This is a genomic window from Streptosporangium sp. CA-115845, from assembly GCF_050943795.1.
In the GTDB taxonomy this organism is placed as follows: domain Bacteria; phylum Actinomycetota; class Actinomycetes; order Streptosporangiales; family Streptosporangiaceae; genus Streptosporangium.
In genome coordinates this window covers 170529-191414 of the sequence record NZ_CP191988.1, presented here as the reverse complement: position 1 = coordinate 191414, position 20886 = coordinate 170529, and the positions used below count along the sequence as shown (strand labels likewise).

Genomic DNA, 20886 nt, shown 5'->3' with positions numbered 1-20886 from the left:
CATGGAACCACTGTTCTACCGGCCCAAGGATGCCGCCGTGATGCTCGGCATGAGCCGTACGGCCGTCTTCCGACTGATCAAGACCGGCGAACTCAAGTCGATCAAAGACGAGGGATACCGGCTGGTTCCCCGGTGGGCGCTCCACGAGTTCGCCCGTGCACTGGAGGCCAAGGCGGGGCTCTCACACGGAGAGGCGGCGTGATGGCGAAGAAGCCGGACGGCCGGTCCTCGATCTACTTCGGCAATGACGGCTACTGGCACGGCTGGGTCACCTTGGGTATCAAGCCCGACGGCTCCCCCGACCGTCGTCACCGGATGGCCAAGACCGAGGCCGAGGTGACACGCAAGGTCAGTGAGCTGGAGAACAACCGGGAGTCCGGACAGGTCACCAAGCCCGGCCGTGCGCCCACCGTCGCCGAGTGGATGACCGAGTACCTCGATGTGATCTGTGAGCGGCTCGTGGTTTCCGGCAAGATGGCGCCGCGCACCCTGACGGACTACCGGTCCAAGACCCGTCACTGGATCATTCCGCTGCTCGGGCGGCACCGGCTCAACCGGCTCGCTCCCGAGCACCTCGACACGGCTTACACCACGATGCTTGAGAAGAACCTCTCGACCAGCACCGTCCTCAAAGTTCATCGCATCCTGTCGCGGGCGCTGACCATCGCGGTACGCCGCAACAAGCTCACACGGAACGTCGCGACTCTGGTCGACGCTCCCTCGGCCGCATCCATCGAGATCGAACCGCTGAGTCGCGAGGAAGCCCGCAGCATCCTCGACGTGGCCGGCACCCGGCGGAACGGGGCGCGCTGGTCGGTCGCTCTGGCTCTCGGCATCCGCCAGGGCGAGGCGCTCGGACTCCGCTGGCAGTACGTCGACCTGGAGACCGGAGTGATCAGGGCGTGGTTCCAGATTCAGCGCACCGAATGGCAACACGGGTGCGCCGATCCCCATAAATGCGGGGAGAGGTGGCACCGCTGGCCCTGCAAGAAGAAGTGCAGGGATCACGGGCATAGCCCCGGCTGTAAGGCGGACTGCAAGAAGCAGGGGCACACCTGCTTCAAGCGGACCTGCCTCAAGGACTGTACGAGCCATGCCGACCGATGCCCGAAACGCACGGGCGGTGGCATCGTCTTCCGTCAGCGCAAGGGCAAGAGCAAGCTCACTCTCCAGTGCCCTCCCGAGTTGCTCGCGCTTCTCAAGGCACACCGCAAGGTCCAGGCCGCGGAGCGGCTCAAGGCGGGGGATCGCTGGGAGGATCACGATCTCGTGTTCGCCACTCGCCACGGCGGCCCGATCGAGCGCACCGAGGACTGGAAAGTGTGGAAAACCATCCTCAAGCAGGCCGGGGTTCGGGACGTGCGGGTGCACGACGCTCGCCACACGGCCGCGACGCTCCTCATCGAGCAGGGTGTGAACATCCGCGTCGTTCAGGAGGTTCTGGGCCACACGAGGGTGACCACGACCGAGAGGTACGCGCACGTGTCCACACCGTTGATGCGCGATGCCGGGGAACGGCTGGCCTCCGCGCTCTGGGGAAAATCTTGAGCGTTGCAACTAGGACTGCAACTACAGCACCTTTAGAGATCAAAAAGGCCCTCTCCCCGTATCTCGGGAGAGGGCCTCTGAACTGCGGAGGCTCGGGGATTTGAACCCCGGATGGGCGGTAAACCCAAACCGCATTAGCAGCTCGGATCTCGGCCGTCCCGATCAGTTCCACCTGGACCAATACGCTCGGCCGGTCCGCCTGGAACGGCATGGCACGGCGGCGAACTGCAACCCAAACTGCAACCCCACTCGGAGGCTTCAACCGTCGTAGTCCTCGAACTCCCACTCTCCGATCCGGCCGATCTTCTCCGCGAGTTCGCTCCACGTCGGAGCCTCCAGCACTGCTATCCGGTCGCTCAGCCACTTGGTCACCTCGGCGGGACGGGGGTTATCACTCTAAGTGTGGAAGTGATCACTATGGGTAGATGGTCAAGGTAGATCATCTTAACGCTTCGGGGGGAGCGTCAATCATGACGAACACACGGGGAACATCGGCTCTGACCACCACATTCGACCACGAGCAGACGGGAGGCCCGGCACGGGCTGCTCGTCACGGCGGGGAAAAACCCCCCTGCTCGAAGGCGAGGTGCCACTGCGGGAGCTGCTCGGCGATCAGGTGCTGGACCTGCTGCTGACGCGCTCGCGTGACGGAGCGGGCGGGCTGCGGCTGACCGGCGAGGGCTCGATGCTGGGCGAGCTGGTCAAGGCGGTGCTGGAACGCGCGCTGGAGGCCGAGCTGTCGACGCATCTGGGCTATGGCAAGCACGATCCGGCCGGCAACGGGACGGGTAACTCCCGCAACGGCAGGATCGGCAAGACCGTGCAAACCGGCGTCGGCCCGGTGCGGCTGGCCGTGCCGCGGGACCGGGCCGGCACCTTCGAGCCGGTGCTGGTGCCCAAGCGGGCCGGGCGTGTCTCCGGCGGCCTGGACGACATGATCATCAGCCTGTACGCGCACGGCATGAGCGTGCGCGACATCCAGCACCACCTGCGCCAGATCTATGAGGTCGAACTATCGCATGAGGCGATCTCCAACATCACCGACGCCGTGCTGGAGGAGGTCCGCACCTGGCAGGCCCGGCCCTTGGAGGCGGTCTATCCGGTGGTGTTCCTGGACGCCATCGTGGTCAAAGTGCGCGACAACCACACGGTGCAGGCTAAACCCGCCTACCTCGCGGTCGGCATCGACACCGACGGCGACAAACACGTGCTGGGCATCTGGCTCGCCAAGACCCCGCTCGACCACGCCACCGCCGGCGAGTCCGCCCGGTTCTGGAGCGCGGTCATGACCGACCTGCGCAACCGCGGCGTGCGCGACATCCTCATCGCCTGCACCGACGGCCTGAACGGCTTCGAAGACGCCATCCACGCCGCCTTCCCTTACACCATCGTGCAGACCTGCGTCGTGCACTTGATCAGAAACGCACTGCGGCCGGTGGCCCGCCGCGACCGGGCCGCCGTGGCCGCCGAGCTGAAGAAGATCTACACCGCGCCCAGCGCGGAGGCGGCCTTCGAGGCCCTGGCCGACTTCATCGCCTCCATCTGGGGCGAGAGGTACCCGCAGGCGGGCCGCGTGTTCGAAGCCGCCTGGGACCGCTTCACCCCGTTCTTCGCCTTCACCCCCGGAGTGCGCCGACTGCTCTACACCACCAACGGCATCGAGTCCCTGAACTATCAACTGCGCAAGGTCACCAAGGCCCGGGGACACTTCCCCGGCGACGACGCCGTGGTCAAACTCCTCTGGCTGGCCATCATCAACATCGAGGACAAACGCGCCCGCGAACGCGCAGCCCACAAGGAGAAAACCGGCAAGATCAAGAACTCGCCCAGCACCGCACGTCTCATCGAAGGTCAACGCACCATCGGCTGGCGTGAAGCACTCATCGAACTCGACATCGCCTATCCGGGAAGGATCAAGTAAAACAGGTAAAGAAGGCTCTCCATCTACCAAGAAGGGCCTTTACACACTTCAGGTGACAAGCTCGCGGGACGCAACTCGGGCACGAAGAGCCAGTGGCGGCCGATGAGGAAGGGATGATGTTGCAGCTGATCGGCGAGGGCCGATGGGGTGCAGACGGTGAGCTGGAACCGTTCCTCGTCCGGTTCTCCCTGCGGGCCGACGTACATCTCCAGCAGCTCACAGGCATGGGTAGGGTCGTCGAGACTGTGCCCGAGTTCGAGGTCGGGCCATCGGAAGGCGCCCACTCGTGCTCTCATCACTCAATGATCGCGCAACAGGGTGAAGCTATGAGCGGGCTGTCAGCTTGGGGAGTGCATGGATCATGGCTCGTAGGGACGCTGAGCTGGGCTTCGGACTGGTCGCGGTAACCATGGTGAATCCTCTGTCACTGAGGCCAATGGCATGGTGATCACGGCCCTGAACTCTGCTGCTCAATGGATTCGGCGATCGTACGGAGCCGTCGGATCTCGCTGAAGATCTCCTTGTCGGTGAGTACGGAGATGATCGTCAACCCTTGCGGGCCGCCTGGCTCTCTATGAAATTTTCCGAGGGTGTAGCAGAGCGCCGAGCGTAGTTCGCCAAGCTCTTGTTGAAGTGCGTCTCGCTGAACTCTGCGTGTCGCGAGCTCGACGCCCGTGGGTGTGCGGTCTCCTGCTGCGCCCTCATCGGTGGTGATGTCGATGTCTTCGACCCGTACGTACTCATCGCCGGGGCGAACGTCGATCACTACGGGAGTGTCGTCGGGGAGACCTTCGAGGTAGTCGAGGAGCTGTCTCACGGTGAGCATGACCGCAGGATTTCCAGGGCCAGCGCATCTGCGCAAGCCTTCCCCCTCTGTTCATCCCGTCTGCCTCGACCCACCGCGAAGCGACAGCGGGCCGGCGACGGAGGCACAAGCCCGTCTTCGCGTGTCCGTGTACCGACCGCCTTTCCTCGACCATGGGACGCCAACCGTCACAGACGAGCTTGAGCCGGAGGAGTCGAACTGCCGGGCTTGCTGAGTCGAGGCAAACGGGATGAACAGATTCACCTCAGCCACGTATGGCCCCGTGGTCGCGTACCGATGATCACCCCGGAGGCGAGCGCTTCCGCTCGGGCATAGCGGTTTTCAAGAGGGCTGCGTTCCAAGTGGAGGCAGGGCTTCTCACCAGGGCGGCTGCATCTTCCCGTACCTCGACCGTCAAAGATCATCCCGCGCATATCCCACAACAGTCATTGATCGACTTCAGCGTGCTTCGCGCTCTTACAATCCGCGCAAGCGGTGGGTAACTGACCGACGCAGACCTATTGGGTTCTTGTCAACCAACCGGGCCTGCGGATCTCAGGAGTGCCTATGAAGTTCGATCTCGCGGATAGATCCTTACGACCGAACTTCACATAAAATCTAAAAGGGCACATATGGTACAAAAGTTCATAGAAGCTAGCATATTCGGTCAGGTACATCCACACACTGTTTCTTCTTCGTTATTAACTACTCATTCCTCCTTCCTGAGTATGTTTAGTAATGTGACGAGGTCTGAACGAAAAGCAAGCGCCACCCCTACCTCTCCGAGGAGCGCAATGCAACTTTCGGAATTTAGCGTAGAAGGACTATTTGGGAAATATTCTCATAAAGTTGCTTTTCCTACGTCCAGCGAGGAAATTTCGAGTCCATCCATCACTATAATTCATGGAGCGAACGGCATCGGAAAGACTACCGTCTTGAAGATGCTGACAGCGATGATGAATTTCCGATTCCTCGTTTTAAAGGAAATTCCTTTCAAGGAAAGCACTCTCCGGTTTGACAATCGGCGCAAGTTGCACGTGAAACGGTCTTCGGACAAATTTGAAATTTCCTTCGCGGGAGAAAGTATAGTTTATCCTATTGCAGACACGCCTCCGAGTGAAGATGAGAAGTCTCGTTACGCATCTCTGAGAAAAAAATTCGTAAGCGCAACAGCTGGAATTACTCTTACATTCTTGCCAGCAGATCGACTACGTTTCCTGGGTCCGGACCCAGATTTCGGCCCTTTCTCTCCTGATGATGAGCGCAATAGGCGGTATCCCACATCATATATAGCCGAAATGCGAGAGCGGGACAGGGAGCGTGCAACTGAATTTCTATCTCGACAAGTTCGAAGTTTCATTCGTGAAGCACTGTTCGATTCCAGGCAATTCTTTGGATCGGGTGAACCAGACCTTTTCGGGCGAGTCATTCAGAATCTGCGAGATATTCACGACACAATTCCCTCTCGAGAGGAGGTGGCGCACGAGCTATCTCAAGTCTCGGACCTGGACAAGCTCCACAAGCGGCTAGGGCTACCTATCGATCAGTGGGATTACAAGCAACTCACCACCGCGTTGTATGACGAACGTGGAAAGAAGTCCAATGAGCACGTACTGGTAGCTATCAACACATATGTTGAGTTTTTATCGTCCAGAGCGAATGCTCGACAACTTATAGCTGAACGCTTGGTGACGTTCGAAGAGGTAATGTGCTCATTTCTGGAAGATAAGAACGTAACCGTCAATGCCAAAACGGGCATCCTTATTAAGGATAGCGTTACAGGCGTCCATCTGAATGAAAGCCAGCTAAGCTCAGGCGAGTATCAGCTTCTGTTTTTGATGGTTTCCGCATTGACGACTCGACGTCGCGGAACCGTAATAGCAATAGATGAGCCGGAACTATCGATGCACATATCATGGCAACGAAGATTAGTCAGCAATCTTCTGCGTTGCGCCTCGCGAGCAGCTCCTCAACTTATTATTGCTACCCACTCTCCCGACATACTCGGCGACTATCAAGAGAACATGACGGAACTCACGTCGAAGGGCGCTTAGAAGCCATGCGGAGACACTTATCTGGCGTGATAGCTGCTCATCGCATGGACCCCGCCCGTAGGGAATTATATGTAGAAGGCCCCACAGACAAGATATTTTTAGAGTGGCTGGCTGCAGAAAATAAGAGCGCTCGCGCGCTCGTACGCACCGTAGACTTAATACATGTTCCTGATGTCAATGAAGGGGGAAACAGAGAGCGTCTTGTTCGTTTCATGGAACTCATTAAGGACGAAGAGGTGCGTATCAAAGGCCTCATCGACGCTGACAACCATCATTTTCAGAACCCAAAAAGGGGCTATCCTCCTAACTTATGGATTACCGATTGGCGCTCAATTGAGTCGTACGTTATCTCGGAATTCTATCTAGACAAAGCTCTTCGGCTTGGATGCGCAATCGATTCAGTTCCGGCCAAATCGCTTTTCCCTATAATATCTTCTACTACTCGAAAGATCGCGGCTATCCGATATCTATCGGAAAGCGAAAACTTGAGACTTCCCGTTAACGAGTATCGATGGCTCAAATATATCGATTTTAATTCCAAGGGCGGTCTTACGCCTGACGTAGAAGGCATCTTGCGTTCTCTGCTACAGGCGGCGCATATTAGCGTGGCGCGGCTTGCGGAGCTTACTACCAAGCTCGTTGAAGTTGAAGCAACCTTAGCTGGACTCGAAGACCAATATGTACTTCATGGTCATGACTTCATGAAGATCTTGACTGAGCAGCTCAAAAAAATGGGAGTGAAACTGGATGATGCAGGACGACTAATGTGGACAGCGTTCGAGCGAGATCGCCTTACAGACTTCCCAACCTTGTCTTCTGTGGTCACGTATTTGTGTGACGACAGAACTATGTGACTCGGTGGGCCGGGACTGAGGAACGAAGTCCTGGACCTTCGATCGCCCCCAGCCCTCCATGGAGGCTAGCCACAGCCTGGCGATCGTGAGGGTGGTACCACTCCGGGGCATCTTGCCTGAGGTTCAATCTGTGGCAGGATGATGCTATGTCGATCACACGAAAGGGCCATGGCGCGTAGACGTCCGGCTCAGATCCGCGCTGATGGCACATGGCACTCGCGGCCAACCGCCACAGAAGTTCCCGCAATTCCAGGCCTGTCGTACCAGGGCCGTATCGCAGTCGCTCGTTTGCAGTACGAGCGCTATTGGCCCGGGGCGGTGGAAAAGGCGTTACGCGCCTGGTCGCTGCTCTTACGGAACCCCTGGCATCGGCTTCTCGATTCGGCGCAATCCTGCGGAGAGATGCTGTGCTGCCCCGATCCTGTTGAGCTCCGTACGATCCTGGACGCCGTGGTTCATGTCCTGCCTAAAAAGGACGCTTACGTGCTCCGCAAGAGGCTTGGTGACTTCGACGATCTCTGGTGGCTGCCCAAGACGTGAACGCGCAGCTGACGTCAATCCGGAGCATCCGCATGGAGGTGAAGCCATGAGGCGGCGGCGCGTCGCCAGGGTCGGCGAGTGCATCGGTTACGGCGAGCACGCGGTGCGGCTACGGCCCGGGGCGCCGTCGGCCGGGACCGGCGCCCACGCCGCACGCCCGGTCGGCGGGCGGCAGAGGGCCGGGTACGGCGGCGCGGCGCGCCGCCGCTTGATACCTATGAGAACAATTCGGCAGTGATCCGTGATGGGCTGCGCTCGGTGTGTGGGTGGCTGGTAGAACGCTGGGTGTGGAGGATCGTCGGGATCGCCTGCGGGCGTTGGGTGAGTTGCTGCGTCGGCTGCGTAAGGATGCTGGGCTGACGGGGAAGGATCTGGCGTTGCGGGCTGGGGTGGCTCAGCCGACGATCTCTCGGATTGAGACGGGGCGGCTTCTTCCGGTTTCGGAGACGGTGGATCGTCTCGTTGAGGCGTTGGGTCTGGATGATGCGGGCCGCGGGGAGCTGGATGCTCTGCTTGTGCGGTTGCGTGATGAGGTGTCTCGTCTCAAGGGTGGGCTTGCCGGCCGGGAGGCGGCCAATGTCGCTCGGTTGCGGTCGGCGCGTCGGGTGGTGGTGTTTTCTTCGGCAATGGTTCCGGCGTTGTTGCAGACGGCGGAGTATGCCCGGTTGGCGTTGGCGGTCGGTCGTGAGGTGGACGAGGAGGACGCGGCCAAGGCTGCGGCGGTTCGGGTGGAGGGGCAGGCGGTCCTGTTCGAGTCCGGCCGGGAGTTCTCCTTCCTGCTGACCGAGGGAGCTGTGCGCACGTGGCCGGGGTCGCCGGCGTTGATGCTCGCTCAACTCGATCGGCTGTTGCAGGTGGCGACGCTCCCTCATGTCACTGTCGGGGTGGTGCCGTGGTCGGTGCAGGCTCCGGCGTTCCCGTTGCATGGGTTCACGGTCTATGACGGTGCGGTGAGCGTGGTGGAGAGCCTGACGGGTGATCTGACGTTGACGGAGCCTGGGGAGCTGTCAGCTCATGGGGAGACCTTCGAGGCGTTCTCGGCGGTGGCTGTCTATGGCGAGGAGTTGCGGGATCTTCTGGGGCGAATCGGTGCCGACTATCGCACCTTGGCGACACACCTCTAACGGCTGACGTATTTATGCGTCGAATTCCTTGAGATGCTTCTAGCATCACTCATACGCTGGCGCGGTGGATGTATAGCCCCCTAGACACCGGAGTCCGCTATGTCGCCCTGGCGCATGTCCCGCACCTTCCCCGGCTCTCCCGTGGCGATCACCGAAGCGCGACGATTCGTCACCACCCTTCTGGGCGCCTGGCCCGGGACCGAAGACGCCGAACTGATCGTCAGCGAACTGGCCACGAACGCCGTCCGTCACTCCGCAAGCGGCCGGTTCGGCGGCTGCTTCACCGTTGCCGTCCAATCCGACCGCGGCCGGATCTGGCTCGGCATCCTCGACCAAGGCGGCCGACGTGCACCACACCCTCTCCCTCCTCAAACGGACGAGGAAGGGGGGCGCGGCCTGGCCCTCGTCGCCTCTCTGGCGGCCAGCTGGGGGGTGACCGGAGACGAGCAGGGTCGCATCGTCTGGGCCACCCTGAACCTGACTCCCGAGAAGACGGCTGCGCGGTGAAGAGGTGCCTGGCTCCACACCTGGGACCGTTGCAGGCCGGTCATGTCCTACTGGCCTGGATCGACCCGCGAGACGATGGGCGACGGCGAGTGATCGCCTGGACCTGTGACTGCCGTTCGGTCGTCTACGAGCTGTGCTCGGCAGGCGGGCAGTCCTACCTTCGCCGCACTGTGCAGGGCGCTCGGCTCGATGTCAGTGAGACTCCCCGAACCCGTGCCAGTGAAGCGCACGACCTTTGGGCCGAGCTGCTGACGGGGCACGTGCGATGACGCGCGGTGTGCCAAAGCGACGCTCAGCGATTCGGGCAACCAGTCCGAAAACTGGCGAACTCCTTAAAGCCGTACTGTCGAGGGGGATAGACGACATTTCGTCTAGGGGTCTAGACTCGGCTGAGCATCACCGAAAGGGAACACCTGTGCCGCCGAGTGACCTTGAGCGCATCGCCGCCATGGACGACCCGTATCTGTTGATCCGGGCCGCAACCGAGCGGCTGAGCATCGCGCAACAGGAGGTCACCGAACTGGCTCGCCTCCGACGCCGCGTCATCCAAGAGTTGCACGCCCAAGGCGTCTCGTATGCGCAGATCGCCGAGCAGGCCGGCCTGTCGCGCGGACGCATTCACCAGATCAAGCACACCGGACCGGCCCCGGAAGGGGCGTTCCTCGGTGTCGGCACGGTGACCGTGGTGACCCCGCTGCGGCTGGACCCAGAGCGAAACCGGCCCGTGGTCGCCCTGGACGACATGCGCTCGGGCAAGCGGCTGGAAGACCTCGCGCGCTCCTTCGGGCTCACCGTGGCCTCCGACAACGTCTCGGTCGACGGGCAGATCGATCTCAACCGGCCCGGCCTGCTCGTCATCTGCGGTCCCCGGATGGCAGAGGCGATGCGCACCGCCTACGACACCGACCCCGTGATCAGATGGGAGCGCGACGACCTCGGCTGGCTGCTGCGCGACACCCGGACCGGCGTCGCCTACCGCTCCGGCAGCCAGGTCGACCCGCCGCAGCCGACCGACTCGGCCTACCTCGGGCGTCTCCCCCGGCCAGACGGCAACGGCACGTTTCTGGCCATCGCCGGCATTCACCCCAACGGCTCACTCGGTGTCGTCGATCTGCTCGCCTCCGAGATCGCCACCATCTGGGGCCAGGTGAGTGACAAGCGTTTTTCCACCGTGGTCTCCGTCGAATACGAGCCCGCCACGGGGGAGCCGGTCCGTACGCAACTAGCCGGCCCTCTCTATCGACACGAGGACGACTGACGTGCGACTCAGTCTCGCCACCCAATCCGCCCACCCCGATCGGCCCAACGAAGACTTCATCGGGGCCACCTCTGAGGCGGTGGTGCTCCTGGACGGCGCCGGGACCCCGGCGGGACTGAAGACGGGCTGCTCCCATGGCGTCGCCTGGTACGCCCACACGCTCGGCTCAACCCTGCTGGCCGCGGTCACCCAAAGCACCGGCCCCCTGACCGAGATCCTTGCCGAGTCGATCAAGAACGTCGCCTCGTTACACGACTTCACTTGTGACCTGATGCACGCGGGATCCCCTTCGGCCACGGTCTCGATGGTGCGCCGTACGGGTGACGTCCTGGAGTGGCTGGTGCTGGCCGACTCCGTCGTTGTCCTCGACACCGGTACGACAGAGCCGACGGTGATCTGTGACGATCGAGTGAGTCAGACCGAGGCGCGCTACCGGGCGTTGCTGGATGGCCTGCCGGGCGGAAGCCCAGAGCACGCCGAGGCGTTTCGAGGCTACGTCGAGACGTTACGTGATCATCGTAATCGGGACGGCGGTTTCTGGGTGGCCTCCGTTGATCCCCTCGCCGCAGAACAGGCCCTCACCGGCACCGCCCCAGTGGATCAGGTGCGAGCGGTGGCGTTGTTGAGCGACGGCGCCTCCCGCCTCGTCGACCGCTTCGCCTTGGCAACCTGGCGGCAACTCCTCGACCTCCTCGGCCAGGACGGCCCCGATGAACTGATCCGCCGTGTCCGAGAGGCCGAACACAGCGACCCGGACAGCTCCCGCTGGCCTCGGGGCAAGATCCATGACGACGCCACTGCGGCGCTCTGGAAATTCTCCTAAGCCATTTCGTCGACCCCCCTAGACAGTTCGCCGACTCCGGCTTAACTTACTTGCATAGCCCCCTAGACACCTTGTCTCTGCGGAACGGCCGCACCTGTCTAGGGGGGTCGACAACAGGAGTTGCATCATGGCCATCCAAGGCCCCATCCCCGTCCGTTTCGAGCAGGTCTTCCCGCATGGCTGCTTCATCGTCGGCGAGGTCGAGCAGGTCAAGGACTTCGACGCCTCGTCCAAGGGACGCACCGTCTATGCCAAGGACAAGAACACCGGAGAGCTGGTGTGGCAGGTCGCGGTCATGGACGCCGATCCGACCGTCAAGGCCGGACAGAAGACGGTCTCGGTCAAGATCTTGTCCCCGGTTCAGCCGATCGTTCCGGCCGCGCTGCCGGGTCTGCCGTTCGTGCCGGTGGAGTTCGACGGCATGACCGCCACCGCCTACGTCGCCCAGAACACCGGACGACTGGCCTGGTCCATCCGGGCAACCGCGATGCGCCCTCCCCGCACCGCAGCGGCTCCGGTCAAGGCTTCGGCCGGTAAGGACGTGGCCGCGTGAGCGAGCGCAAGCCTTACACCTACGTCACCGCGTCGATCCATGAGGGCGTCACCCGACTCGATGTCTCCTTCTGCACCTCGGACATGTCGGCCAAGGCATTCGGGGGCGACGGTGAGCGACCGTTCCTGACCCTGTCCAGCACTGAGGCACAGATGACCATCACCACCACCGGCGGCGGACCGGTCACCGAACGGGACGTGAACCTCGCGCGGGAGATCTTCGCCGCTGCCGCGCGCTACCTGGCCGACTGCGAGCGCCTGCACACCGAACAGTCCACCAGCCTCCACCAGGTCGACGAGTCCGAGCAGGGCAAGGCTGCCTGACACGAAGCGGGGCCGCTGGAACTGGCATTCCGGCGGCCCCTCGGTTCTCCCTCTCACGCGAATTCAAGGAAGAGGCTCCAGCCTAATGTTCAAAAAACTGCCCGGCGACGAGACACGAACCCTCGTCTCCACTACCCCCGACACCGCCGTAGTGTTCCGCCCGGCTGTGGTCCACACCCCGGCCATTCTCACCCTCACGATCTTCCTGTGGCGTCTGCTGGCCGGAGTGCTCCGGCTCGTCTGGCCTCATCCGGTCGCCCTGGCCCTGCTCGCCGTTCCCACGGTGCTCGGCGTCCTGTACAGCTGGCGCGTCGCCCTGGTCGTCATCGCCGTTCCCGTCTCGCTGCTCGCCCCGTGGCCGTTCTTCGATCGGGCCTCGTTCAACCGCTGGATCGGCTGGCGACTGCTGGCCTTCTGGCGGCTGGTGTGGGTCTACCGACGGCACTGGCAACCGGTAATGATCATCTCCGGTCTCGGCCGGAACCTGCGCGGTCGTGACTACCTGCCTCACCTCGTGCGCATCACCTGCACTTCGTGGGCCGACCTGGTCACGGTGAAGATGCTCACCGGCCAAGCGGTCAAGGACTGGACCGAGCGTATCGAGCACCTGGCCCACGGGTTCGGCGCCACCTCCTGCCGGGTCACAGTCGCCCGGTCAGGTCGTCTGCTGCTGGTCTTCCCTCGGCGTGACCCGCTGGCCACCCCCTTACCCGCGCTCCCCATCCCCGAGGTCGCTTCGGTCAAGCCGGTCGAGATCGGCCGGTGCGAGGACGGCACTCCGTGGCGGCTCAAGGTTCACGGCACTCATGTCCTGGTGGCCGGTGCCACCGGGGCGGGCAAGGGCTCGATCATCTGGTCCACCATCCGGGGGTTGCTGCCTGCGGTGCGGGCGGGCCTGGTCCAGGTCTGGGCACTGGATCCCAAGCGGATGGAACTGTCCTTCGGCCGCGACCTGTTCGGCACCCGCTACGCCGCGAACCCGGCGGCCTGCGCCGATCTGCTGGAAGCGGCTGTGTCGATCATGCAGGAGCGGGCCGACCGGTTCGCCGGAGTTCAGCGCAACCACACGCCCACCGTCGATGACCCGTTCGTCCTGGTGGTGGTCGACGAGGTGGCGTTCCTGACCGCCTACCAATCCGACAAGGGCCTGAAACTGCGCATCTCGGCCGCTCTGGCCACGCTCACCACACAGGGTCGCGCGGTCGGGTTCGGCGTGATGGCCGCGTTGCAGGACCCGCGCAAGGAGGTCATGAACGTCCGCAACCTGTTCCCCGACAAGATCGCCCTACGCCTGGACGAATCCGAGCAGGTGGACATGGTCCTCGGCGACGGTGCCCGAGACCGGGGCGCGCTGGCCGATCACATCTCCCCGGTTCCCGAACAGGGCGCGGGCATCGGCTACGTCCGCTTGGAGACCTCACCCGATCCGATCCGTGCCCGTGCCAGCTACGTCTGCGATGCCGACATCCGCGCCATGGTCGCCGACTTCGCCGAGGAGGAAACCCAGTGAAGATCATCATTCAGGGCACCCTCGCCGAGATCGACGCGATCCCCTTCCGCCTCCTGGGCACTTTGTCCGACTCTCCGGCGCGGTTTGAGCTGGTGCTGTCCGACCTGGTCAACATCCGGCTGCGCCGCGACCCCTACAGCGCCTCCTACCGGTTCACCGCCGACGTGCTCGACCGAGAGGAGGACAGGTGACCGAAACCCCCACCCCCTCGCCGGACGGCTCCGACCGCACCTTGCCCCGCCTCGTCCGTGACACCCTGCCCTTCGCCCTGGACGTCGCGGTGGAAGTCGCCAAGCTCAACGGGGTCTGCATCCGCCCCCTCGAACTGCGGCGCCTGGACACCCACACCGGCACGGTCGAGTCGTTCAACATCCCCTGCGGCACCACCCAGGAAGCCAAGTGCCCGCCGTGTGCTCAACGCAACAAGCAACTGCGCAAGGCCCAGTGCCGGGAAGGCTGGCACCTGGAGGCCGAACCCATCGCCGAACCCCACCCCTCCACCGACGACCAGCGATGGCTGATCGAGTTCCGGGCCGACGTGCAGGCCAAGCGCGACGAGGCCGAACGCGACGGGGAAGACACCCTCGACTGGGACGAGGCGATAGCCGGGATCGATGCCGAGATCAACGCCGCTGGGATGCGCGGCAATGTCCTGAGCGGCCGGGCAACTCCCAAGCGCTCGCGCTCGACGAGGCGGCGCCAGGATGCGCCGGACCTGCCCAAGCGGGCCAAGCAGGACACCACCCTCGGCCGGACCTTCATCGCCCCCGACGGCAGGGTCTACCGGCCGTCGCTGTTCGTCACGCTCACCCTGCCCTCCTACGGCAAGATCCGCTCCGGTCTGGGCGTTCCGGTCGATCCGAGCAGCTACGACTACGCTCGCGCGGCTCGCGACGCCCTGCACTTCTCCAAGCTGGTGGACCGGTTCGTGCAGAACCTGCGCCGGGTGGCCGGCTACGACGTGCAGTACTTCGCCACCGTCGAACCACAGAAGCGGCTCGCGCCGCACCTGCACATGGCAATCCGCGGCACCCTGCCCCGCGCGGAGATCAAGGCCATCGCCGCCGCGACCTACCACCAGGTGTGGTGGCCCTCGGTCGATGAAGTCCGCTTCGACGGTGACCACCTGCCCATCTGGGCGCAACGGGCCGACCTGGGCAACGGCGCCACCTACCCGGACGGCCAAGCAGGCGACTACCTCGACCCCGCAACCGGGGAACTGCTTCCCACCTGGGACGAAGCCCTCGACCAGCTCGACGCCGACGAGGCGGCCGAGCCCCTGCACGTGGTCCGCTTCGGTCCTCAAGTCGATGTTCAGGGCATCGTCGCCGGATCACCGGACGCGCACAAGCGCATCGGCTACCTCACCAAGTACCTGACAAAGAACCTCGGCGACCCCCTCGACCCCGACGACCCCACCACCAACGACCTCGCCCGACGTGACCACGCCGTGCGGATGGTCGAAGCGCTGCGCTACGAACCGTGCTCACCGACGTGCCCGAACTGGCTGCGCTACGGAATCCAGCCCAAGGGCGCCAAGGCGAGCATGCTGCCGGGCCGATGCAAGGGCAAGGCGCACAAGGCCGAACACCTCGGCTACGCGGGCCGTCGCGTCCTGGTCTCACGCAAGTGGTCCAACAAGACCCTGCGCGAACACAAGCAGGACCGCCGGGCCTGGGTGCTCGACATGCTCGGCCTTCCCGACGACACCGAGACCGACCCGCACCTCTACGTCTGGCGGCCGGTCTCCTCCAAGGGTCCCAACCGCACCCCACTGGCCAAACGGCTGCTGCGCGAGGTCGCCAACCGACAGCGCACCCGCGCACGACTGATCGAACTTCAGGCCAGAGCGGACGGACGACCCATCGAGGATCTTTCGGCAATCGGAGAGGCGGCCTGACATGGAACCACTGTTCTACCGGCCCAAGGATGCCGCCGTGATGCTCGGCATGAGCCGTACGGCCGTCTTCCGGCTGATCAAGACCGGCGAACTCAAGTCGATCAAGGACGAGGGATACCGGCTGGTCCCCCGGTGGGCGCTCCACGAGTTCGCCCGCGCGCTGGAGGCCAAGGCGGGGCTCTCCCAGGAAGAGGCGGCGTGATGGCGACCAGGAAACCCAACGGCCGTTCTTCCATCTACCTCGGCAAGGACGGCAAGTGGCACGGGTGGGTCACGGTCGGGGTCAAGCCGGACGGTTCACCCGATCGTCGGCACCGTAAGGGCAAGACCCAAGCCGAGGTCACCGCCAGCGTTGCCAAGCTGGAAAAGGAGCGTGAGGCAGGCCAGGTCAGCAAGCCGGGTCGGCCTCCCACGCTCGCCGAGTGGATGGCCGAATACCTCGATGTGATCTGTGCCCGACTCGTCGCCTCGGGCGCGATGGCTCCCCGGACACTCGACGACTACCGGTCCAAGGCAGAGCACTGGATCAAGCCGTTGCTCGGTCGTCACCGGCTCGACAAGCTCACCCCCGAGCACCTCGACCAGGCGTATTCGACCATGCTGGAAAGCGGGCTCTCGCCCAGCACGGTGCTCAAGATCCATCGCATTCTCTCCCGCGCACTGAAGATCGCGGTTCGCCGGAGCAAGGTCACCAAGAACGTCGCGACGCTGATCGACGCACCGGTGGCCAACGATCCCGATCTTGAGCCGCTGACCCGCAACGAAGCGCGCAAGATTCTGGAGGCCGCCAAGACCAGGCGCAATGCGGCGAGATGGTCGGTCGCGCTCTCGCTGGGCATCCGTCAGGGCGAGGCACTCGGGTTGCGGTGGTCGTTCGTCGACCTGGAGACCGGCGTGATCAAGGCGTGGTACCAGGTGCAGCGCAAGCCCTGGGCGCATGGCTGCGACGGTCCCCACGAGTGCGGCCGGGAGTGGCATCGCTGGCCGTGCAAGAAACGGTGCACCGAACACAAGCACCTGCCGGACTGCCCCAAGGTGTGCAAGAGGCACGGTCACGTCTGCCCGAAGCGCACATGCCCGAAGGGATGCACCGGTCATGCGGACCGATGCCCCAAGCGCACGGGCGGCGGCATGATCTTCCGGCAACGCAAAGGGCGGAGCAAGCTCACCCTTCAGTGTCTGAGGTGCTCCAAGGATTCCGGACAGACCACTCGCTAGGGTGGTAACAGTCCGAAGGAGATAGAAACATGCCGAAAGGTTCCAGGCGTAGGTTCAGCCAGGAGTTCAAGGACGAGGCTGTGCGCATGGTCCTCGATGGCCCCCGTACGATCGCCGAGGTCGCCAGAGAGTTCGGCGTCCACGACACCACGCTCGGCAATTGGGTGAACACCTACAAGCGAACGCGTGCGGAAGAAGAACCGCACTCCCTCAGTGGCCCCGAGCGCGCCCGGTTGCGTGAACTCGAGCGGGAAAACTCCGAGCTCCGCGAGAAGCTTTCCTTCTTGAAAAAAGCCGCGGCCTTCTTCGCGGCCGAGAACAATCGGTGACCGCGAAGTTCGAGTTGATCGACGCGGAGAAGGCCAACCATAAGATTGTGAAAATGTGCGACTGGCTGGAGGTGTCCCGCTCGGGGTATTACGAGTGGCGCGACCGGCCCGCCTCGGCGACCGCGCAGCGTCGCGACCTGCTCCAGGACCTGATCGCGGGCATCTTCTACGAGCACGAGGAGGTGTACGGCTACCGGCGCGTCCACGCCGAGTTGCTGCGCCGCGGTGAGCGCTGTTCGGCTGAGCTGGTACGGGTGCTGATGCGCGAGCTGGGCCTGCTGCCGGCGCAGGTGCGGCCCTTCACGCCGAAGCTCACCGAGCAGGGCGCCTTCCGGGGCATCCCCGACCTGGTCAGACGCGATTTCACCGCCGTCCGGCCCGGCGTCAAGCTGGTAGGCGACATCACCTACATCCCGACCTGGGAGGGGTTTTGCTACCTGGCCACGGTGATCGACTGCTACAGCAAGGCCGTGGTGGGGTGGGCGATGGCCGATCACTACCGCACCGAGTTGATCACCGAGGCGATAGAGAACGCGGTACAGGCCTTCACCATTGAAAAGGACGCGATCTTCCACTCCGATAGAGGGTCGAACTACACGTCCGATGAATTTGGTGCCGCACTGAAGAGGTTGGGTATTCGGAGGTCCGTTGGCCGTACCGGCATATGTTACGATAACGCCATGGCCGAATCGTTCTTTTCGGCGTTGAAGAACGAGTGGCTGAAACGGTATGTTTTCACCAGCCGGGCGAAGGCTCGCCGAGCCGTGATCCGTTATATCGAGGGCTTCTACAATCGGCGCCGACTTCATTCATCTGTTGGTTACCGGACGCCATTCGAAGTCCTCGACGAGTACACAGCACTTCAGTCGGTGGCGTAGCTCACGGCCGCAGATTCCGCTGTCCGGAATGATCTCAGCCCCTCAGTCCTCCCGAACTGCTGCCTCTTCTGCGAGCCCATCGCGACGCACAGGCGGCCGATCGGGAGAAGGCGGGGGACCTGTGGGAAGAACACGATCTTGTGTTCACCACCCGGCACGGCAAGCCGATGGAACGGAGCGAGGACTACAAGGCGTGGAAGGCGCTTCTGAAGCGAGCGGGCGTCCGTGACGCGCGACTCCACGACGCTCGCCACACGGCCGGGACGCTCCTTGTGGAACAGGGTGTGCATATCCGCGTCGTACAGGAGATCCTCGGTCATGCTCGGGTGACCACCACCGAGCGCTACACCCACGTGGCCGGCGCCTTGATGCAGGACGCGAGCACTCGGATGGGAGCCGCCCTCTGGGGCGATGGGTGAGAACTGCAACCCGAACTGCAACCCCGACAGGGTTCGGAGATCAAAAAGGCCCTCTCCCCGTATCTCGGGAGAGGGCCCCTTACCTGCGGAGGCTCGGGGATTTGAACCCCGGATGGGCGGTAAACCCAAACCGCATTAGCAGTGCGGCGCCATAGACCTGACTAGGCGAAGCCTCCTGGTAACCGTTCGGCTCAGGACAGAGTACCGGCCATCCGGCGAGGCGGCAAAGCGGCTGGTGATCATGTCGCGGGCAAGGGTTGGGCGAGAGTTGTCCACAGGCAGTGGATAACTTTCGCCGCCCCTGTGGACAAACCGGGGAGTCCCCAGCTGAGCTCGGCGGGAATCCTGTGGATTCCCGCTTCGCGAGACGCTACATCTCAACAGGCGAACATGTTGGGGCCCCTCGCCGCCTGAGGGAACGGGAGGGGCCCCAAGAGGTCAGGCGGCCGGGTTGGCCTCGCCCTCGATCTCAATCTTGATCTTCTTGCCGACCAGGACGCCGCCGGTCTCCAGCGCCTGGTTCCAGGTCAGACCGAACTCCTCGCGGTCGATCTCGGTCGTGATCGAGAAGCCCCAGACGTCCTGGCCCCACGGGTTGGTGCCGGCGCCGCCGTACTCGACGGTGAGCTCGACCGGCTTGGTGACGTCGCGGATGGTGAGGTCACCGACGAGGGTGAACTCGTCACCGGAGTGGCCGACGACACGGGTGCTGCGGAAGGTCAGCGCGGGGAACTTCTCGACAGAGAGGAAGTCGTCGCTGCGCAGGTGGCCATCGCGGTCCGCGACGCCGGTGTTGATGCTCTCGGTCTTGATCGAGAGCTCCGCGGAGGAGTCCAGGGGGTTCTCGGCGATGGTGACGGTGCCGGAGAAGTCGCCGAAGTGACCGCGGACCTTGCTCACCATCATGTGCTTGACGACGAAGCCGATCCGGGTGTGGGCGACGTCCAGAGCGAAGGTTCCGGCGGCCGGGATCTGAAGGTTCTCCCAGGTCCGAGTGGTCATGCTGTGCTCCCGATGAGAAGGTTGCCGAGTAGATGGTTGCAGCAACAGATTTCTACACGAGGAATATTCCTCCCGTCAACTACCTTCGGATAGAGTGTGAACGTGATCCCCTTTGATGACTCCCGGCTGACGGCGATGGGCCTCCTGGCAGAGGTCTACACCGGCATCTCGGCCAAGACGCATGAGTCCTTTGCGGCCGCGGGGCTCTCAGAGATCGACTTTGAGACGTTGATCAGGTTGGCGCGCTCACCGGGACGACGGCTGCGGATGAGCGACCTGGCGGCGCAGACCAGCCTGTCCACCAGTGGAATGACCCGGGTCGTCGACCGGCTGGAGCGCGAGGGACTGGCCATCAGGCAGGCGTGCGCCACCGACAGGCGGGCCTCCTACGCGGTCATCACCGAGGCCGGCGCCGACCGGCTCAGCGGCATCCTCCCCCGGCACCTGATCGGCATCGACACCTGGTTCACCGGCCTGCTCTCCCCCGAACAGCTCAGCGCCTTCCTCGACACCCTCAGAACCATTCGCGACGCCGTACGGCCGTGTGCCACCGCGGGGGCGGACGCCGAGTCCGTCCCGTCCTCCCATGGCTAGAGCCCCTCACCGGGCAGATCGCCCGAATCGGATGTCCAGGGAAAGGCTCCGGTCAACGTGCGGGAACACCGGTTCAGGAGCCGTCCCGCAGAACCTGCTGTAGCGAGCAATGTGGCGAGGCCCACCTGACCGCGGTGGGCAAAAAATCCAAGGAGCAGGGCCTAGACCCGATGCTCCAACTCCCGTGGTTCGGAGAGTATGAGGTCGCCGCGGAGCTTGGCCATCCCCCGGGAGACCGTGCTCTTGACGGTCCCGACGCTGATGCCCAGGGTCTTGGCGATCTCCGACTCGGTCATGTCCTCGTAGTAGCGCAGGACGACGGCGGTCCGCATCCGGATGGGCAGCCGGTCGAGGGCCTGCTCGACCCGCTCGGGCAGGTGGGGGCCGCCCGCGAGCATCGGCTCGGGAAGTTCCTCGGACGGATACTCCTCCAGCTTGCGCCGCCGCCACCAGGAGATGTTGATGTTGACCATCGTCCGGCGCACGTAGCGGTCCAGGGCGGCGTGGTCCTGGATGCGATCCCAGGCGAGGTAGGTCTTGACCAGTGCCACCTGCAGCAGGTCCTCGGCGTCGCTCGGATTCCCGGTGAGCTGGTAGGCGGCACGCAGTAACGCCGGGCCGCGAGCAACGACATACTCGCGGAACTCCTCGTCGGTCCCGCCGGCCACCGCGATCACCAGCCTGTGTTCCAGATACGTATGGTGGTCAGAATCGCAGCCCGAACCC

General features: G+C 63.5%; 25 protein-coding genes and 1 tRNA gene. 20 read left to right on the top strand and 6 right to left on the bottom strand.

Annotation, left to right across the window (positions count from 1 at the left end):
• Position 1: 1 nt before the first annotated feature.
• Together ACQP0P_RS02805 and ACQP0P_RS02800 are read left to right on the top strand one after the other, a co-directional pair.
• On the top strand, positions 2-202 hold the full coding sequence (locus ACQP0P_RS02805; protein ID WP_433370481.1) for a helix-turn-helix domain-containing protein: 201 nt from the start codon (positions 2-4) through the stop codon (positions 200-202).
• Positions 202-1548, top strand: coding sequence for a tyrosine-type recombinase/integrase (locus tag ACQP0P_RS02800; RefSeq protein ID WP_433370478.1), 1347 nt, complete (start codon positions 202-204; stop codon positions 1546-1548). Before ACQP0P_RS02805 ends, ACQP0P_RS02800 begins: the two co-directional genes overlap by 1 nt.
• Before the next feature lie 258 nt (positions 1549-1806).
• Here ACQP0P_RS02800 and ACQP0P_RS02795 read toward each other — a convergent pair whose 3' ends face one another.
• Complete coding sequence (locus ACQP0P_RS02795) at positions 1807-1920, bottom strand: Imm8 family immunity protein (protein ID WP_433370475.1); 114 nt, start codon at positions 1918-1920, stop codon at positions 1807-1809.
• Between the two features lie 229 nt (positions 1921-2149).
• On the opposite strand from ACQP0P_RS02795, the gene ACQP0P_RS02790 reads away from it, so the two are divergent.
• A complete protein-coding gene (locus ACQP0P_RS02790; protein ID WP_433381647.1) occupies positions 2150-3469 on the top strand; it encodes an IS256 family transposase in 1320 nt (439 codons plus the stop codon).
• 23 nt (positions 3470-3492) lie between these two features.
• On the opposite strand, the gene ACQP0P_RS02785 is transcribed toward ACQP0P_RS02790, so the two are convergent.
• Both ACQP0P_RS02785 and ACQP0P_RS02780 read right to left on the bottom strand, forming a co-directional pair.
• Positions 3493-3765 carry an Imm8 family immunity protein gene (locus ACQP0P_RS02785; RefSeq protein ID WP_433370472.1) on the bottom strand — a complete coding sequence of 91 codons (273 nt, stop codon included), beginning with the start codon at positions 3763-3765 and terminating at the stop codon, positions 3493-3495.
• A 152-nt stretch (positions 3766-3917) separates the two neighbouring features.
• Positions 3918-4295, bottom strand: coding sequence for a hypothetical protein (locus ACQP0P_RS02780; protein ID WP_433370469.1), 378 nt, complete (start codon positions 4293-4295; stop codon positions 3918-3920).
• Between the two features lie 611 nt (positions 4296-4906).
• Between ACQP0P_RS02780 and ACQP0P_RS02775 the strand changes: the two genes are divergently transcribed.
• From ACQP0P_RS02775 to ACQP0P_RS02700, 16 genes are all read left to right on the top strand, one after another.
• Positions 4907-6328 carry an AAA family ATPase gene (locus ACQP0P_RS02775; RefSeq protein ID WP_433370466.1) on the top strand — a complete coding sequence of 474 codons (1422 nt, stop codon included), beginning with the start codon at positions 4907-4909 and terminating at the stop codon, positions 6326-6328.
• 26 nt (positions 6329-6354) lie between these two features.
• Positions 6355-7182: a hypothetical protein gene (locus ACQP0P_RS02770; RefSeq protein WP_433370464.1), complete on the top strand. Its 828-nt coding sequence runs from the start codon at positions 6355-6357 to the stop codon at positions 7180-7182.
• A 288-nt stretch (positions 7183-7470) separates the two neighbouring features.
• Entirely contained in the window at positions 7471-7722 is a 252-nt protein-coding gene (locus ACQP0P_RS02765; protein WP_433370461.1) for a hypothetical protein, read from the top strand.
• Between the two features lie 317 nt (positions 7723-8039).
• A complete protein-coding gene (locus ACQP0P_RS02760) occupies positions 8040-8846 on the top strand; it encodes a helix-turn-helix domain-containing protein (protein WP_433370458.1) in 807 nt (268 codons plus the stop codon).
• A 141-nt stretch (positions 8847-8987) separates the two neighbouring features.
• Positions 8988-9353 carry an ATP-binding protein gene (locus tag ACQP0P_RS02755; RefSeq protein WP_433370455.1) on the top strand — a complete coding sequence of 122 codons (366 nt, stop codon included), beginning with the start codon at positions 8988-8990 and terminating at the stop codon, positions 9351-9353.
• A 415-nt stretch (positions 9354-9768) separates the two neighbouring features.
• Positions 9769-10611, top strand: coding sequence for a sigma factor-like helix-turn-helix DNA-binding protein (locus ACQP0P_RS02750; RefSeq protein WP_433370452.1), 843 nt, complete (start codon positions 9769-9771; stop codon positions 10609-10611).
• A gap of 1 nt (position 10612) precedes the next feature.
• On the top strand, positions 10613-11434 hold the full coding sequence (locus ACQP0P_RS02745; RefSeq protein ID WP_433370449.1) for a protein phosphatase 2C domain-containing protein: 822 nt from the start codon (positions 10613-10615) through the stop codon (positions 11432-11434).
• A gap of 127 nt (positions 11435-11561) precedes the next feature.
• Complete coding sequence (locus ACQP0P_RS02740; RefSeq protein ID WP_355558025.1) at positions 11562-11987, top strand: plasmid replication, integration and excision activator; 426 nt, start codon at positions 11562-11564, stop codon at positions 11985-11987.
• The gene (locus tag ACQP0P_RS02735; protein WP_433370446.1) at positions 11984-12310 is read left to right on the top strand and encodes a hypothetical protein; all 327 of its coding nucleotides are present in this window, start codon (positions 11984-11986) and stop codon (positions 12308-12310) included. The genes ACQP0P_RS02740 and ACQP0P_RS02735 overlap by 4 nt, the downstream gene beginning before the upstream one ends.
• Positions 12311-12395: 85 nt before the next feature.
• Entirely contained in the window at positions 12396-13820 is a 1425-nt protein-coding gene (locus ACQP0P_RS02730; RefSeq protein WP_433370443.1) for an FtsK/SpoIIIE domain-containing protein, read from the top strand.
• Complete coding sequence (locus ACQP0P_RS02725; protein WP_433370440.1) at positions 13817-14011, top strand: hypothetical protein; 195 nt, start codon at positions 13817-13819, stop codon at positions 14009-14011. The genes ACQP0P_RS02730 and ACQP0P_RS02725 overlap by 4 nt, the downstream gene beginning before the upstream one ends.
• Entirely contained in the window at positions 14008-15720 is a 1713-nt protein-coding gene (locus ACQP0P_RS02720) for a replication initiator (protein ID WP_433370437.1), read from the top strand. The genes ACQP0P_RS02725 and ACQP0P_RS02720 overlap by 4 nt, the downstream gene beginning before the upstream one ends.
• A gap of 1 nt (position 15721) precedes the next feature.
• On the top strand, positions 15722-15922 hold the full coding sequence (locus ACQP0P_RS02715; protein WP_030926231.1) for a helix-turn-helix domain-containing protein: 201 nt from the start codon (positions 15722-15724) through the stop codon (positions 15920-15922).
• The gene (locus ACQP0P_RS02710) at positions 15922-16938 is read left to right on the top strand and encodes a tyrosine-type recombinase/integrase (RefSeq protein ID WP_433370434.1); all 1017 of its coding nucleotides are present in this window, start codon (positions 15922-15924) and stop codon (positions 16936-16938) included. Before ACQP0P_RS02715 ends, ACQP0P_RS02710 begins: the two co-directional genes overlap by 1 nt.
• Positions 16939-16967: 29 nt before the next feature.
• A protein-coding gene (locus ACQP0P_RS02705) for an IS3 family transposase (protein ID WP_433358989.1) occupies positions 16968-18145 on the top strand; the annotation gives its coding sequence in 2 pieces (ribosomal slippage) (positions 16968-17226 and positions 17226-18145; 1179 coding nt in all).
• A 167-nt stretch (positions 18146-18312) separates the two neighbouring features.
• Entirely contained in the window at positions 18313-18564 is a 252-nt protein-coding gene (locus ACQP0P_RS02700) for a tyrosine-type recombinase/integrase (RefSeq protein ID WP_433381653.1), read from the top strand.
• A gap of 86 nt (positions 18565-18650) precedes the next feature.
• Here ACQP0P_RS02700 and ACQP0P_RS02695 read toward each other — a convergent pair.
• Together ACQP0P_RS02695 and ACQP0P_RS02690 are read right to left on the bottom strand one after the other, a co-directional pair.
• A tRNA-Ser gene (locus ACQP0P_RS02695) sits at positions 18651-18740 on the bottom strand.
• A 262-nt stretch (positions 18741-19002) separates the two neighbouring features.
• The gene (locus ACQP0P_RS02690) at positions 19003-19566 is read right to left on the bottom strand and encodes a YceI family protein (RefSeq protein WP_433370431.1); all 564 of its coding nucleotides are present in this window, start codon (positions 19564-19566) and stop codon (positions 19003-19005) included.
• A gap of 102 nt (positions 19567-19668) precedes the next feature.
• Here ACQP0P_RS02690 and ACQP0P_RS02685 point away from each other — a divergent pair, with 102 nt between their 5' ends.
• On the top strand, positions 19669-20160 hold the full coding sequence (locus tag ACQP0P_RS02685) for a MarR family winged helix-turn-helix transcriptional regulator (RefSeq protein WP_433370428.1): 492 nt from the start codon (positions 19669-19671) through the stop codon (positions 20158-20160).
• Between the two features lie 161 nt (positions 20161-20321).
• On the opposite strand, the gene ACQP0P_RS02680 is transcribed toward ACQP0P_RS02685, so the two are convergent.
• Entirely contained in the window at positions 20322-20837 is a 516-nt protein-coding gene (locus ACQP0P_RS02680) for a SigE family RNA polymerase sigma factor (RefSeq protein WP_433370425.1), read from the bottom strand.
• Between the last annotated feature and the right edge of the window lie 49 nt (positions 20838-20886).